We start from the raw sequence: 14,325 nt of genomic DNA, 5'->3' as shown, positions 1-14,325 counted from the left end.
CCACAGTTTCGACCAGCGTGAATCGCCTTTGTGTAGGACAACGCCTCGCCGGCGTGCCCGGAAACAAACGTTACGCCACGGCCGTGCTAACCGCCCTTTCGAGCGAGCGCCGCCTCGCGCAGCGCGCTGAGCGTCGTCCGCGAGGTGCTGACGTCCGCCGGCAGGAGCACGTGCAGCAGCGTGGGCGCGCCCGCCTCCAGGGCGCGCGCGAAGGCCGGCTCGAACTGCGCGGTCGCCTCGACCCGCTCCGAGCGCCAGCCGTAGGCATGGGCGAGCTGGACGAAGTCCGGGTTGCTCAGCGCCGTGCCGCTGACGCGCGCCGGGAAGTCGCGTTCCTGGTGCATGCGGATCGTGCCGTAGGTGCCGTTGTCGACGACGACCACCACCAGCCGGCCGGCGCCCTGCCCGGCCCCGTGCGCGATGGCCGTCGCGAGTTCCTGCCCGGTCATCAGGAAGTCGCCGTCGCCGGCGATCGCGATGGCGGTGCGGCCAGGAAACAGCAGGTTGGCCGCGATCGCCGCCGGCACGCCGTAGCCCATCGCGCCCGCGGTGGGCGCGAGCTGGGTGCGGCCCTCGCGTTGCAGGCTCGTGTACTGGTGGAAGCGGTGCAGCCAGCCCGCGTAGTTGCCGGCGCCGTTGGTGTAGATCGCGCCGGCCGGGGCCAGCGACTCGATGGTCTTGACGACCACGGCCAGGTCCATCGGCTCGACCGGCGTCGCCTGCAGGTTGGCCAGGTAGTCGGCATGGGCCTGCGCGCCTTCGGCCGGGGAACGCGGCGTCGGGGGATCGACCTCCTCCAGCGCGCCCCCGATCGCCGCCATCGAGCACTGCAGCGCGATGGCCGGCTGGTAGACCCGCCCGAGCTCTTCCGCGCCCGCATGGATGTGCACGAGCGGCTGGCGCGGTACCGGCGCCTCGATCAATGTGTAACCACCGGTGGTCATTTCCCCGAGCCGGACGCCCACCGCCAGGATGAGATCGGACTCGCGGATGCGCTGCGCCAGCTTCGGGGCGATGCCGATGCCGACGTCGCCCGCATACAGGCGGTGGCGGTTGTCGAACACGTCCTGGAAGCGGAACGCGCAGCCCACGGGAATCTCCCAATCCTCGACGAAGCGCTCGAAGTCGCAGGCCGAATCGGCCGTCCAGCCGCTGCCGCCGACGATCGCGAACGGGCGCTGCGACTTGATCAGCAACTGGCGGAACTGCTCGACGACGTGCGGGTCGGGATGCGCGCGCGCCGGCTCGACGTGCGCGAGCACCGGCGCATCGGTGGGCGCCGACAGCATGTCCTCCGGCAGCGCCAGCACCACCGGCCCCGGCCGGCCCTGCATCGCGGTGCGGAAGGCGCGCGCGACGTATTCGGGCAGGCGCCCGGGCGCGTGCACCTCGCCGACCCACTTGGCCAGGCCCAGCGTGCCCGGGCCGAACATCTGCCGGTAGTCGATCTCCTGGAACGCCTCGCGATCGCGCTGGTCGGACGCGACCTGGCCCACCAGCAGGATCATGGGCGTCGAGTCCTGGAAGGCGACGTGCACGCCGATGCTGGCGTTGGTCGCGCCGGGGCCACGCGTGACGAAGCAGACGCCGGGCCGGCCCGTCAGCTTGCCGTGGGCCTCGGCCATGAAGGCGGCGCCGCCCTCGTGGCGGCAGGCGACGAAGCGGATGCGGTCGCGGTGCTCGTGGAAGCCGTCGAGCGCCGCGAGAAAGCTCTCGCCCGGCACGCCGAACACCGTGTCGACGCCTTGCGCGATCAACGCCTCCACGAGGGCATGGCCGGCGAGTCGGGCGGGGGTGCCGAGGGCAACTGAGGACATGGCGTGAGGCTGAACAGGCGTGGAAGGAAAGCGATGGTAGCCGGGTGCAAGCAGGTGCACGAAGCCCACTCCGGGAACAGCCATTGCCGCGCTCTTGGTGCACTGCAAGAACTATCGGCCGTTCCCGACAAGGAAGTCACATCCTTAAACAACTTGGATTCAGGTGCGAACGGCTCTCCGAGTAAGCTCATCTCCCATGTCGCGACCGTCCGTCCTCGCCTTCCCTGCACCTCTGCGCAAGCTGCGCGCGCAGCTGGCGCCGTTGGTGCTGCCCGGCAAGGATCGCCGCTCCGGCCCGGCCTCGATGTTCGACTCGGCGGGTGCCCTGGGCCAGACGGTGGAAGTGCCGGAGAGCGAGCAAGGCGCGCTGGCGCTGCATGCCCACCTGGCATCGTCGCCCGAAGTCAGCGCCATGCTGGTGATCGACCCGGCCGGCGTCTGGGCGCACGGCATGATGCAGACGCTGTCCGACGCCACCGGCTCGCCGGTCGACCGCCTGCGCGTGCATTCGCGCGGCGGCCTCCAGATCCGCGCGGTCGTCGACGAAACCCTGTTGCCCGCAGGCAACGGCCCGCACCGTCTGGTGCGCTGCCTGCACGGCGACGCCAAGCCTGTCGACCGCCGCGCCATCTTCGGCGCGCTGCTGTCGCACTCGCAGATCTGCTCGGTGCTGATCGGCCCGATGCCCAGCCACGAGGCGGTCTCGCTGATCGACGAGATGCACCGCCTGGCACAGCTGCCGTTCGCCGCCGGCGTGCGCTGGCAGTTCTACCTGAGCCCGGAGCACCGCGGCCTGGAAGACCTGGTCGAGGCCCGCGACTGGCCGGTGCGCCCGCGCCTGCTGCACGCGCGCCCGCTCACGCGTTCGGTCACCAACGTCTGGAACCAGCTCTACGAGGCCTGGGTCGGAAGTTGAGGCGGCTGAGCCCCTGACGCCCGGCATCCTTCTGCCCTTGGGCTACGATGGCGTGCCGCCGTCTCCGGCGGATGCAGCCATGACACAAGCCACGTACGAATATTCCCTCCAGGACGCCACCGGCGCCACCTGCACCGCCAATGCCTGGGCCAAGGTGATGCCCACGCCCAGCGCCGACCAGCGCACCCGGCTCAAGGCCCGCGCCAAGGAACTCCTCAAGCAGCATGACGCCGTCCTCGTCGCCCACTACTACGTCGACGGCGACCTGCAGGACCTGGCGCTCGAGACCGGCGGCTGCGTCGCCGATTCGCTCGAGATGGCGCGCTTCGGCCGCGACGCCCCGCAGAAGACGCTCGTCGTCGCCGGCGTGCGCTTCATGGGCGAGACGTCGAAGATCCTGTCGCCGGCCAAGCGCGTGCTGATGCCCGACCTCGACGCCACCTGCTCGCTGGATCTCGGCTGCCCCGCCGACGACTTCGCGACGTTCTGCGACGCCCATCCCGACCGCACCGTCGTGGTCTACGCCAACACCAGCGCCGCCGTGAAGGCGCGCGCCGACTGGATGGTGACGAGCTCGTGCGCGCTGGCCGTCGTCAACCACCTGAAGTCGCAGGGCAAGAAGATCCTGTGGGCACCCGACCGCCACCTGGGCCGCTACATCCAGGAGGAGACCGGCGCCGACATGCTGCTGTGGAACGGCGCCTGCATCGTGCACGACGAGTTCAAGGGACTCGAGCTCGAGCTGCTGAAGGAACAGCATCCGAAGGCGATGATCCTGGTGCATCCGGAGTCGCCGAAGAGCGTCGTGCAGATGGCCGACGTGGTCGGCTCGACCTCGCAGATGCTCAATGCCGTCATCCACGGCGACGCGGCCGAATACATCGTCGCCACCGACAACGGCATCCTGCACCGCATGCGCCAGCTGGCGCCGGGCAAGACGCTGATCGAGGCGCCCACGGCCGGCAACTCGGCGACGTGCAAGAGCTGCGCGCACTGCCCGTGGATGGCGATGAACAGCCTGCAGGGGCTGGTCGACTGCCTGGAGAGCGGCAGCGGCGCCATCGAGGTTCCCGAGCCGACCCGCGCCGAGGCGCTGGGCTGCATCGAACGCATGCTGGACTTCGTCGCCGCCAACCCGGCCGCGATCGCCAAGCCCGCCAAGAACAACACCGCGCCGGGCCTGGTGCCGGGCATCGGAGCCGCCTGAAACACAACAAGCCGCGACGGGCCACGAGTCCGGCACGACGGCGACGGAGACAAACGATGTTCGACCACGACGAAACCCTGGCAGAGGCCCGTGCCCGCAACGTGCGCGACGCGCTGTTCGAGGACATCGGCCGCCAGGACTGGACCGGCCTGCTGATCCCCGCGACCAAGCGCGTGCGCGCAGTCGTGCGCGTCCGCGAGAGCGCGATCCTGTGCGGGCGCGACTGGTTCTGCTCCGTGCTGAGCACGCTCGACCCGTCCAACCGCATCGACTGGAAATACGGCGAAGGCGCGACGATGACCGCGGACACCGACGTCTGCCACATCGACGCCAACGCGCGCGCGCTGCTGTCGGCCGAGCGGCCGGCGCTGAACTTCCTGCAACTGCTGTCCGGCACGGCGACGGTCACGCGCCGCCACGTCGAGGCCATCGAGGGCGCCGCCACCAGCCCGCGCGGCTGCGCCGTGCTCGACACCCGCAAGACGCTGCCCGGCCTGCGCCAGGCGCAGAAGTACGCGGTGCGCGTGGGCGGCGGCCGCAACCAGCGCATCGCGCTGTGGCACGGCATCCTGATCAAGGAAAACCACATCGCCGCGGCCGGCGGCATCGCGCCGGTGATGGCGCAGGCCTTCGCGCTCAACGCCGGCGTGGAGATCCAGATCGAGGTCGAGTCGCTCGTCCAGCTGCGCGAGGCGCTGGCCGCCGGTGCCACCAGCGTGCTGCTGGACAACTTCACGCTGGCCGACATGCGCGAGGCGGTGAAGATCGCCGCCGGCGGCGCGATGCTGGAGGTCTCGGGCGGCGTCACGCTGTCGGCGCTGCGCGACATCGCGGCCACCGGCGTCGACCGCGTGTCGATCGGCAAGCTGACCAAGGACGTCCTCGCCACCGACTTCTCGATGCGCGTCCTCGACTAGGCAACTTTGTCGCACTCTTGCCCGCATCACGGGCGCGAGGCGCGGCACACTCGCAGGATCACGCCGGCCCACCCGCCCGGCGCCCTCGCCACTTGCGGACACTTCCATGGACATCGCGTCGATCCACAACAACCACGAGAAGGCGGTCTTCGCCTGCGTGCAGGAGATGGCGGAACACTTCCCGCACATCCAGGACAACCCGGACATGCTGGCCGACATCGCCTGCGTCGCGCTCAACCGCCTGCCGCCGCGCTACATCCGCCACGACGTCGACTTCGCGTTCTTCCAGACCGACCGCGAGCGCACAGAGACCGAGCGCTCCATCGCCGAGGCGGTGGAGTTCGCGTTCGGCTTCGTGCAGGCGCGCAACGCGATGCGCGCCCGCGCCTGACGCGCGGCCGCACGCGCCCGCGGGCGCCCTCTCGGCCCTCCATGAAGAACGGCCCCGAACCGCGAGGTTCGGGGCCGTTGCCGTTGGACGGCGCCAGCGTCCTCAGGGATTGTTGGACAGCGTGAAGGCGCTGATCTTGCTGGCGAACGGCACGACCAGGATGCCATCGCCGGCGGTCATGCCCGGCTGCAGGATCTCGGTCGGCATGTAGGCGTAGGCCGCGCCTCCCAGCGCCACCAGGCCCAGTTGGGCGCCGGTCGTGGCGTCGATCATGTAGAGCTTGCCCGAGCTGCTGGCGATGAAGACGTAGTTGTTCACAAGGACCGGCGAGGTCACGAGGGAGCTGTCGCCGGCGAACGTCCATTGCGCCGAGCCGTCGGCCAGGCTGAGCGCCTTCAGCGTGCCGCTCTGCAGGAAGTAGCCGATGGTCTGGCCAAAGGCCGGTGCCTGCGCCGAGCGGTACGTCATCGGCAGCGTGGCGCCCGTCGCCGGATCCAGCGCCTGGGCATCGTAGTTGTAGCCGGTATTCGCGAGCGGCGAGTAGTAGACGCCGTTGGCCCAGGCGCCCGTCGCGCCGCCGCCGCCTTCGCAGGGGCCGTTGTTTTGCCAGATTGGCGCGCCCGTCGTCGGATTGAAGGCGTAGACCTGGCACGGATAGGAGACGTAGACGCCGGTGGACGTGACGGTCGGCGAGCTCTCGTCGCCGTTGGCGACGCGCTGGAACCAGAGCTGGCTTCCCGAAGTTTCGTCGAAGGCGAACACGGCGCCGCCCGACTGGCTTTCGCCCACGTAGACGATGCCGTTGTAGGCGGTCGGCGCGGCCGAGAACAACTGGCCGGCCACCACGGTGCTCCACAGCTGCGAGCCCGTGGCCGCATCGTAGGCGGTCAGCGAGCCGGACGTGTTGAGCAGGAAGAGGCGGCCGTTGTCATAGGTGATCGCGCCGCTGCCGGGGAACGTGATCGGGCCCCAGGCGACGGCGCCGTTGCCGGCGTTCAGGGCGAGGAGCTCCGTGGCGGCGCCGCTGGTGGGCTGGACGACGAGGAACACGCGGCCGCCGGCGACCAGCGGATAGTTCGCGGGGCCGTCCAGCGTGGCGGTCCAGGCCGGTGCCGTCGGCAGTGCCGTGGAGGCGACGATGTTGGCGAAGTGGGCCGCGCCGTTGTGCTGCGCATTGACCTGGAGCGCCGTGGCGTCGACGGAGGACGTCGCCGCCGCGATGGTCAAGGTCTTGGCACTGGTCACCGTCGGCGTGGCGCCCCCGCTGCTGACCGTGATGGAACCCGAGCCGACGCTGGCGATGTCGGCCGCGCTGATCGTCATGTGCAACTGGGTCGTCGACTCGAACGTCGTCGGTCGCGCGCTGCCGTTCCACTGCGCGACGGACGAGGCGGTGAAGCCGGCACCGCTCAGGGTCTCGGTGAAGGCCGGGCCGCCCGCCGCCACCAGCGGGGGCGACAGGCTGTTGAGCGCCAGCGCCGCCGGACCGACCGTCACCGACATCGGGGCGGACGCGTTGGCCGAGCCGTCGGAATTCCAGACGGTGATGGGGAAGCTGCCGCTCGCGGCGATGTCGGCGGCGGGCACCGCGGCCGTGACCTGCGTGGCCGACACGAAGGTCGTGACCAGCGGGCTGCCGTTCCAGCTCACCTGCGCGTGGCTGTCGAAGCCGGTGCCGTTGACCGTCAGCGTGTAGGCCGAGCCGCCGCTGACCGCCGTGGCGGGCACCAGCGACGTGATCGCCGGAACGACCGCCGCCACCGAGAACGACCGCGCCGCCGAGACGCCGCCGCCGGACGAGGCATTGGAGACCGTCACGCTGTCCGTCGACAGGGTCGCGACGTCGGCCGCGGTGATCTGTGCGGTCAGCGTGGCCGTCGCGACGTAGGTCGTCGCGCGGGCCTGGCCGTTCCACATCACCGTGGAGGTCGGCGTGAAGTTGGTGCCCGACACCGTCAGCGTGAACGCCGCGCTGCCCGCGGTCACCGAGGTCGGCGACAGGCCGCTGATCGTCGGCGTCGCAGTGGCCGGATTGCCGGCGGTCACGGTATAGGTGACGGGAATCGTGAACGGGCTGTTGGTCACCTGCTGCGTGCACTGCGCGTCGTAGCAGACCTTGACCGTGACCGAATCCTGGTACGTCCCGGCGGCCAGCGCCGCGGGGGCTTCGCCCGTGACCACGACATTGGTGCCGTTGAAGCTGGCGTTCGCGTAGCCCTTGCTGCCGTTGGTGGCGATGACCGTCAGCCGGCCGTTCGGCCCTTCGACGGTCGACAGCGACACCGTGGCGGTCGGCGCCGTGCCGGTCGTGCTCGCCGACAGGGTGGCGGACGTCGGCGAGACGGTGACGGACATCGACGGCGACGACGAGCTCGCGCCGCCGTCTCCCCCGCAACCTGCGACGAGCGCAGCCACGACAAGGCCAGAGGCCCAGCTCTTGAAACTCACGATGTTGACTCCCTCGATGGAACGTATCGGGTTGGCGCGCGCGCGCCAGCTCAGGCGGTGGTCTCGGCCACGCTGCCATCCAAAGTTGCGTAATGTAGCGGCTCGACAGTGACATCGCCACGACTGCCGCCTCTGGACAGTCGATTTACGTGATGAATACCCCAGCCTGTACCCGGCGAGCCGGCATCGATTCAGCCAGGCGCAAGCTGGCGTGACGCGCCGACAACGGCCAGGGTTTTCGCTCGTGGCGAAGTCCGCGAGGCGCTCAGCCCTGCGCCCGGCTCGTCGCCGGCCGCGTCAGCACCGTCGGGAAGCTCACCGGCAGCGTGCGCGGGAAGTCGCGGCTGAAGTGCAGGCCGCGGCTTTCGTGGCGGTTCAGCGCGGAGCGCACGATCAGCTCGGCGCAGACGACGAGGTTGCGCAGCTCCAGCAGGTCGCGCGTGACGCGGAAGTGCGCGTAGTACTCGTCGATCTCGCCCTTGAGCAGCTCGATGCGGTGCAGCGCGCGTTCCAGGCGCTTGGTGGTGCGCACGATGCCGACGTAGTTCCACATCAGCATGCGCAGCTCGTCCCAGTTGTGCGCGATCACGACCTGCTCGTCGGCGTCGTCGACCTGGCTCTCGTCCCATTCGGGCAGCGCCACGACGGGCTGCGGGCCGTCGGCCAGGATCGCGTCGGCGCAGGTGTGGCCGATGACGACGCATTCGAGCAGCGAGTTGCTGGCGAGCCGGTTGGCGCCGTGCAGGCCCGTGTACGTGGTCTCGCCGACGCCGAACAGGCCGGGCAGGTCCGAGCGGCCGCTCAAGTCGGTGACCATCCCGCCGCAGGTGTAGTGCGCGGCGGGCACGACGGGGATCGGCTCCTTGGCGATGTCGATGCCCAGTTGCAGGCAGCGCGCGTGGATGGTCGGGAAGTGCTCCTTCAGGAACGCCTCGCCGAGATGCGTCGCGTCGAGCCAGACGTGGTCGATGCCGTGCTTCTTCATCTCGAAGTCGATCGCGCGGGCGACGATGTCGCGCGGCGCCAGCTCGCCGCGGTCGTCGTGCGCGAACATGAAGCGGGTGCCGTCCGGCAGCTTGAGCTGCGCGCCCTCGCCGCGCATCGCCTCGGTGATGAGGAAGCTGCGCTCCTGCGGGTGGTAGAGGCAGGTGGGGTGGAACTGGATGAACTCCATGTTCGCGGCGCGGCAGCCGGCGCGCCAGGCCATCGCGATGCCGTCCCCGGTGGAGGTGTCGGGATTGCTGGTGTAGCGATAGACCTTGCCGACGCCGCCGGTGGCCAGCACGACGGCCGATGCCGCGATCGTCTCCACCTTGCGCGAGTCGATGTCCAGCGCGTAGACGCCGTAGACGCGCGGTACCTCCTCGCGCTGCAGGTGGCGCGAGGTGATCAGGTCGACCGCGATCCAGCGCTCGCGCAGCGTGATCAGGTCGTTGGCCTGCGCCTGGGCCAGCAGCGACTCGTGGATCGCGCGCCCCGTGGCGTCGGCCGCATGCGCGATGCGGCGCACCGCATGGCCGCCCTCGCGCGTCAGGTGCAGGCCCAGCGGGCCGTCGGCGTCCTCGGTGAACGGCACGCCGTTCTCCACCAGCCATTCGACCGCCCTGGCGCTGTTCTCGGCGATGAAGCGCGCGGTGTGCTCGTCGACGATGCCGGCGCCGGCGTCCTGCGTGTCGCGCACGTGCGACTCGATCGAGTCGTCCGACCCCAGCACGCCGACGATGCCGCCCTGCGCCCACGCGGTCGCGCCTTCGCTCAACCCGCGCTTGGCCAGCACGATCACGCGGCGGCCGTGGCGCGCCAGGTGCAGCGCCACGGTGAGGCCGGCCAGGCCGGCGCCGACGATGACGACGGGACTGGAGGTGGACGGGGCGTGTTGCGAGGCGGCGGAATCGAACGTGGCGGGCATGAACGGGCTCTCGGGACGGCAGCGGGACGGGTCGATTCTACGGAGCACGAGTTCACCCTGCCGACTGGCCTGCCGGAAGGCCTTCAGCCGCGGAAAGAGGCCGGAGCGGCCCATGCGGTCACGACGTCCGACGGAGGCCACGCCGGATGCCGTCGCAAAAGAGGCGGCCTTGCCGGGCGGATCCCCAAGACTCAGCAGAGTCGAGCGCCAATGGCGCCTCGCCGCGCGGCTGGCGACAATCATCGCGCGATCCTAGCCGCGGAGCGACGCCGGACGACGGCAAAGCCCGGCACCCAGGGGTCTGGCCCCTCGCCAGATCGCTCCGCATCGTCGTCGACAGCCATCTCTCTCGTCGCGGCCCGAGGCCGGGCCAGACCCCTCGGCGACCGCGCAGCGAGTTGGAAGCCGCCTCGCTGCCATGAAAAAGGCCCGCCGGCATCGCTGCCGTCGGGCCTGGTCTTGTCAGGCAAGCGCGCTCAGTGCACCACGCGCCCGAAGCTGAACTCGCCGTCCTTCACGTCCACCGGGATCACATCCTTCGGCCCGAAGCGGCCTTCGAGGATCAGCCGCGCGACCGGGTTCTCGATGCGTTGCTGGATCGCGCGCTTGAGCGGACGCGCGCCGAACACCGGGTCGAAGCCGACCTTGGCGAGTTCGCGCAGCGCCGCGGGCGACACCTCCAGCGTCATGTCCATCTTGCGCACGCGTTGCTCCAGCGTCGCCAGCTGGATCTTGGCGATGGACTCGATGTTGGCGCGGTCGAGCGCGTGGAACACCACGGTCTCGTCGATGCGATTGAGGAACTCGGGGCGGAAATGCGCCTTGACCTCTTCCCACACCGCGTCGCGGATCTCCGCGCTCGGCTGGCCGGCCATCTGCATGATCATCTGCGAGCCCAGGTTGCTGGTCATCACGATGACGGTGTTCTTGAAGTCCACCGTGCGGCCCTGACCGTCGGTGAGCCGCCCGTCGTCGAGCACCTGCAGCAGCACGTTGAAGACATCCGGATGCGCCTTCTCGACTTCGTCGAGCAGCAGCACGCTGTACGGCTTGCGGCGCACCGCCTCCGTGAGCGTGCCGCCCTCGTCGTAGCCGACATAGCCCGGGGGCGCGCCGATCAGGCGGCTGACCGAGTGCTTCTCCATGAACTCGCTCATGTCGACGCGGATCAGGTGATCCTCGCTGTCGAACAGGAAGCCGGCGAGCGCCTTGCACAGCTCGGTCTTGCCGACGCCGGTGGGGCCGAGGAACAGGAACGAGCCCAGCGGCCGGTTCGGGTCGGACAGGCCCGCGCGCGAGCGGCGGATCGCGTCCGACACGACCTTGATCGCCTCGTCCTGGCCCACCACGCGCTCGTGCAGCTTGCCTTCCATCTGCAGCAGCTTGTCGCGCTCGCCCTGCATCAGCTTGGCCACGGGAATGCCGGTGGCGCGCGCGACGACTTCGGCGATCTCTTCCGCGCCGACCATCGTGCGCAGCAACTGCGGTGCGCCGCCCGCCTTCGTCTTGCCGGCCTCGACGGCCTGCGCCTCGGCGAGCTTCTTCTCGAGATCGGGCAGCTTGCCGTACTGCAGCTCGGCGACGGCGTTGAAGTCGCCCTTGCGCTTGAGCTCCTCCATCCGGAAGCGCATCTTGTCGATCTCTTCCTTCAGGTGCGCGGAGCCCTGCGCCGCGGCCTTCTCGGCCGTCCAGATCTCCTCGAGGTCGGCGTACTCGCGGCCCAGGCGCACGATCTCCTCCTCGATCAGGCCCATGCGGCGCTGCGAGGCCTCGTCGGTCTCGCGGCGCACGGCCTCGCGCTCGATCTTGAGCTGGATGATGCGGCGGTCGAGCCGGTCCATCACCTCGGGCTTGGAGTCGATCTCGATCTTGACCTTGGCCGCGGCCTCGTCGATCAGGTCGATCGCCTTGTCGGGCAGGAAGCGGTCGGTGATGTAGCGATGGCTCAGCTCCGCCGCGGCCACGATGGCCGGGTCGGTGATCTCCACGCCGTGGTGGACCTCGTACTTCTCCTGCAGGCCGCGCAGGATGGCGATGGTCGCCTCGACGGTGGGCTCGGCCACCAGCACCTTCTGGAAGCGGCGTTCCAGCGCGGCGTCCTTCTCGACGTACTTGCGGTACTCGTCGAGCGTGGTCGCGCCGATGCAGTGCAGTTCGCCGCGCGCCAGCGCCGGCTTGAGCATGTTGCCCGCGTCGATCGCGCCTTCGGCCTTGCCGGCGCCCACCATCGTGTGCAGCTCGTCGATGAAGAGAATGATGCGGCCTTCGTCGAGCGCCACTTCCTTGAGCACGGCCTTGAGCCGCTCCTCGAACTCGCCGCGGAACTTCGCGCCGGCCAGCAGGCCGGCCATGTCCAGCACCAGCACGCGCTTGTTCTTCAGCGTCTCGGGCACCTCGCCCGCGACGATGCGCTGCGCCAGGCCCTCGACGATGGCCGTCTTGCCCACGCCCGGCTCGCCGATCAGCACCGGGTTGTTCTTGCTGCGCCGCTGCAGCACCTGGATAGCGCGGCGGATCTCGTCGTCGCGCCCGATCACCGGGTCGAGCTTGCCCTTGCGCGCGCGCTCGGTCAGGTCCAGCGTGTACTTCTTCAGCGCCTCGCGCTGCCCCTCGGCATCCGCCGAATCGACGGTGCTGCCGCCACGCACGGCGTCGATGGCCGATTCCAGCGCCTTGCGCGTCAGGCCGTGGCCGCGCACGATGCCGCCGATGTCGGTCTTCGAATCGGCCAGCGCCACCAGGAACATCTCGCTGGCGACGAACTCGTCGCCGCGCTTGCCGGCCTCCTTCTCGGCCTGCTGCAGCAGCTGCAGAAGGTCGCGGCTGCCGGAGACCTGGCCGTTGCCCTGCACCTGCGGCAGGCCGGCGATGAGGTTGTCCATCGCGGTCTTCAGCGCCGCGGTGTTGGCACCGGCGCGGTCGAGCAGGGACTTCGGGCCGTCCGGCTGCGCCAGCATCGCGGCCAGCACGTGCGCCGGTTCGACATACGGGTTCTCGCGCGCCACGGCGGCGCTCTGGCCGTCCGCCAGGGCCTGCTGGAACGCAGTCGTCAACTTGTCGAGTCGCATCTTGAAAATCCTTTCAAACTGCCACGCAAGTGGGTGCGGAGCTTGAGTTTTCAAGCGCGAGCAACCGGCGTTCCGAGGCGGCAGGCCGCATCGCGCGGCGCGACCCCGATCTGACCGCGCGCCGCACCGGCCGTCAATGATCCAGCGCAAGCGAAAGGCCGCGGCCTCAGGTGCGTCGCAGGCGTTCCAGCACCCTGGTCAACTCGGCGCGCATCTGCGCCTCGTCGTACAGCGAGTCGCCGCCACCGGGACGGTAGCTCGCGAGCATCCGCACGCGCTCCGACATCCAGTCGTCGTCCGGGAAGGCATCGTCCAGGCCCGCCTCGATCAGGCCCGCGGACTCGACCGACACGTCCGTCCCGTCGACGAAGCGCTCGATGCGCTCGACCAGTTCCGCCCGCCGCACGCGCGCAGGCTCGTTCGGCTGGTACCTACTCATTGAGCGTGCGGTAGTGTCCCGCGTGGTAGACCAGCGGCGTCGAGGCCGAGCCGCCGATGCGCTCGACCTCGCCGATGAACAGCACGTGGTCGCCGGCCGGGTGATGGCTGTGGCGGCGGCACTCGAAGACCGCGACGCAGCCGGCCAGCAGCGGCGCCCCGCCCTGCCCGTCCGTCCACTCGCCGGCGTCGAACTTGGCGCTGGACGGCCGCGCGAAACGGCGCGACAGGTCCACCTGGTCGGCCGCCAGCACGTTGACCGCGAAGTGGCTCGCGTTGGCGAAGGCCTCGATGGTGGAACTCGCCTGGCGCAGCGACCACAGCACCAGCGGCGGATCGAGCGACAGCGCGTTGAACGAGTTGGCCGTCAGCCCGACTGGCTGGCCCTGGTCGTCGCGGCAGGTGACGATGGTGACGCCGGTGACGAAGCGGCCCAGCGCCCGGCGGAGCTCGTCGGGCGCGAGCTCGCTGGCGGCGATTTCCGGCACGGGCGAATGGTCGTCCGACATGTCGTGCCCGCTCAAGCCAGCACCCAACGGCCGATCTGCCAGCCCAGCGCCGCCGCGATCAGCGCGCCGAACACGTGGACGCAGCTGTGCACGATGGCCAGGCCCACCTGCCCCTTGATCAGCAGGCCCAGCGACTCGGCCGTGAACGCGCTGAAGGTGGTCATGCCGCCCAGGAAGCCGGTGATCGCCAGCAGGCGCCAGGCCTCCGACGGATAGCGCGCGAACACGGCCATCAGGAAACCCACCGCCAGGCCGCCGATGACGTTGACCGCCAGCGTGCCCATCGCGATCGGCCAGGGCGGCACATTGAGCCAGACGCCCATGCGCCAGCGCGCCAGGCAGCCGGCGACACCGCCCAGCGAAACGAGACCGGCCTGGCTCCAGGTCGACAGCGTGTTGACCATGGCGGGCGTAGGAACGAGAGGGGTGGCGCTCATGGCGGGGGCGAGGCGAGGACGTGAGATGGATGCAGCAAGGATGCCCGCAGCGACCGCCGGAGGTGGCGCCGGCGGCGCGGTGGCGTGATGCCATTGTCTCAAACGCCGGCGAGCGCCCCGGGTCGTCGTTGCCCGAGCGCCCCGATTCGATCGCCTTCTTGCTCGATCGGTGCCCGGGCGGGCATTGCCATCAAGTCGCAAGTTAGGGACGCGAATCCCCCACCCCACCCGGCGGCCCTCCCTAGTTGTTCGCTTGAGATACCGCAGC

General features: G+C 70.0%; 11 protein-coding genes. 4 read left to right on the top strand and 7 right to left on the bottom strand.

Going from position 1 to position 14,325, the window contains the following annotated elements:
- Positions 1 to 86: 86 nt before the first annotated feature.
- Positions 87 to 1,817, bottom strand: coding sequence for a thiamine pyrophosphate-binding protein (locus LPC04_RS10110; protein WP_275682094.1), 1,731 nt, complete (start codon positions 1,815 to 1,817; stop codon positions 87 to 89).
- Between the two features lie 196 nt (positions 1,818 to 2,013).
- On the opposite strand from LPC04_RS10110, the gene LPC04_RS10105 reads away from it, so the two are divergent.
- The 4 genes from LPC04_RS10105 (at position 2,014) to LPC04_RS10090 (ending at position 5,248) form a co-directional block, all read left to right on the top strand.
- A complete protein-coding gene (locus LPC04_RS10105; RefSeq protein WP_275682093.1) occupies positions 2,014 to 2,733 on the top strand; it encodes a hypothetical protein in 720 nt (239 codons plus the stop codon).
- A gap of 79 nt (positions 2,734 to 2,812) precedes the next feature.
- Entirely contained in the window at positions 2,813 to 3,940 is a 1,128-nt protein-coding gene (nadA, locus tag LPC04_RS10100) for a quinolinate synthase NadA (RefSeq protein WP_275682092.1), read from the top strand.
- Positions 3,941 to 3,996: 56 nt separating this feature from the next.
- Positions 3,997 to 4,857, top strand: coding sequence for a carboxylating nicotinate-nucleotide diphosphorylase (nadC, locus tag LPC04_RS10095; RefSeq protein ID WP_275682091.1), 861 nt, complete (start codon positions 3,997 to 3,999; stop codon positions 4,855 to 4,857).
- A 106-nt stretch (positions 4,858 to 4,963) separates the two neighbouring features.
- The gene (locus LPC04_RS10090; RefSeq protein WP_275682090.1) at positions 4,964 to 5,248 is read left to right on the top strand and encodes a late competence development ComFB family protein; all 285 of its coding nucleotides are present in this window, start codon (positions 4,964 to 4,966) and stop codon (positions 5,246 to 5,248) included.
- Between the two features lie 102 nt (positions 5,249 to 5,350).
- Here the strand turns inward: LPC04_RS10090 and LPC04_RS10085 are convergent, their stop codons facing one another.
- The 6 genes from LPC04_RS10085 to LPC04_RS10060 form a co-directional block, all read right to left on the bottom strand.
- Positions 5,351 to 7,603 (bottom strand): outer membrane protein assembly factor BamB family protein, encoded by a 2,253-nt coding sequence (locus LPC04_RS10085; protein ID WP_275682089.1) that lies wholly within the window; start codon positions 7,601 to 7,603, stop codon positions 5,351 to 5,353.
- Positions 7,604 to 7,961: 358 nt separating this feature from the next.
- A complete protein-coding gene (gene nadB, locus LPC04_RS10080; protein WP_275682088.1) occupies positions 7,962 to 9,605 on the bottom strand; it encodes an L-aspartate oxidase in 1,644 nt (547 codons plus the stop codon).
- Positions 9,606 to 10,081: 476 nt separating this feature from the next.
- Entirely contained in the window at positions 10,082 to 12,673 is a 2,592-nt protein-coding gene (clpB, locus tag LPC04_RS10075) for an ATP-dependent chaperone ClpB (RefSeq protein WP_275682087.1), read from the bottom strand.
- A gap of 166 nt (positions 12,674 to 12,839) precedes the next feature.
- Complete coding sequence (locus LPC04_RS10070; RefSeq protein WP_275682086.1) at positions 12,840 to 13,112, bottom strand: hypothetical protein; 273 nt, start codon at positions 13,110 to 13,112, stop codon at positions 12,840 to 12,842.
- Positions 13,105 to 13,620: a flavin reductase family protein gene (locus LPC04_RS10065; protein WP_275682085.1), complete on the bottom strand. Its 516-nt coding sequence runs from the start codon at positions 13,618 to 13,620 to the stop codon at positions 13,105 to 13,107. The genes LPC04_RS10070 and LPC04_RS10065 overlap by 8 nt, the downstream gene beginning before the upstream one ends.
- An 11-nt stretch (positions 13,621 to 13,631) precedes the next feature.
- A complete protein-coding gene (locus tag LPC04_RS10060) occupies positions 13,632 to 14,057 on the bottom strand; it encodes a CrcB family protein (protein WP_275682084.1) in 426 nt (141 codons plus the stop codon).
- Positions 14,058 to 14,325: the final 268 nt, after the last annotated feature.

The sequence above is a fragment of the Scleromatobacter humisilvae genome (assembly GCF_023231945.1).
Taxonomy (GTDB): Bacteria; Pseudomonadota; Gammaproteobacteria; order Burkholderiales; family Burkholderiaceae_C; genus Scleromatobacter; species Scleromatobacter humisilvae.
Note: the sequence above shows the minus strand (reverse complement) of the source record. Positions and strands in the feature narration are given on the sequence as shown.

What these genes read in the sequence shown, in the direction of transcription:
- LPC04_RS10060 (WP_275682084.1), bottom strand. Translation starts at nt 14,057, where the DNA reads ATGAGCGCCACCCCTCTCGTTCCTACGCCCGCCATGGTCAACACGCTG.
- LPC04_RS10065 (WP_275682085.1), bottom strand. Translation starts at nt 13,620, where the DNA reads ATGTCGGACGACCATTCGCCCGTGCCGGAAATCGCCGCCAGCGAGCTC.
- LPC04_RS10085 (WP_275682089.1), bottom strand. Translation starts at nt 7,603, where the DNA reads ATGTCCGTCACCGTCTCGCCGACGTCCGCCACCCTGTCGGCGAGCACG.
- LPC04_RS10070 (WP_275682086.1), bottom strand. Translation starts at nt 13,112, where the DNA reads ATGAGTAGGTACCAGCCGAACGAGCCTGCGCGCGTGCGGCGGGCGGAA.
- LPC04_RS10105 (WP_275682093.1), top strand. Translation starts at nt 2,014, where the DNA reads ATGTCGCGACCGTCCGTCCTCGCCTTCCCTGCACCTCTGCGCAAGCTG.
- LPC04_RS10110 (WP_275682094.1), bottom strand. Translation starts at nt 1,817, where the DNA reads ATGTCCTCAGTTGCCCTCGGCACCCCCGCCCGACTCGCCGGCCATGCC.
- LPC04_RS10090 (WP_275682090.1), top strand. Translation starts at nt 4,964, where the DNA reads ATGGACATCGCGTCGATCCACAACAACCACGAGAAGGCGGTCTTCGCC.
- nadC (WP_275682091.1), top strand. Translation starts at nt 3,997, where the DNA reads ATGTTCGACCACGACGAAACCCTGGCAGAGGCCCGTGCCCGCAACGTG.
- clpB (WP_275682087.1), bottom strand. Translation starts at nt 12,673, where the DNA reads ATGCGACTCGACAAGTTGACGACTGCGTTCCAGCAGGCCCTGGCGGAC.
- nadA (WP_275682092.1), top strand. Translation starts at nt 2,813, where the DNA reads ATGACACAAGCCACGTACGAATATTCCCTCCAGGACGCCACCGGCGCC.
- nadB (WP_275682088.1), bottom strand. Translation starts at nt 9,605, where the DNA reads ATGCCCGCCACGTTCGATTCCGCCGCCTCGCAACACGCCCCGTCCACC.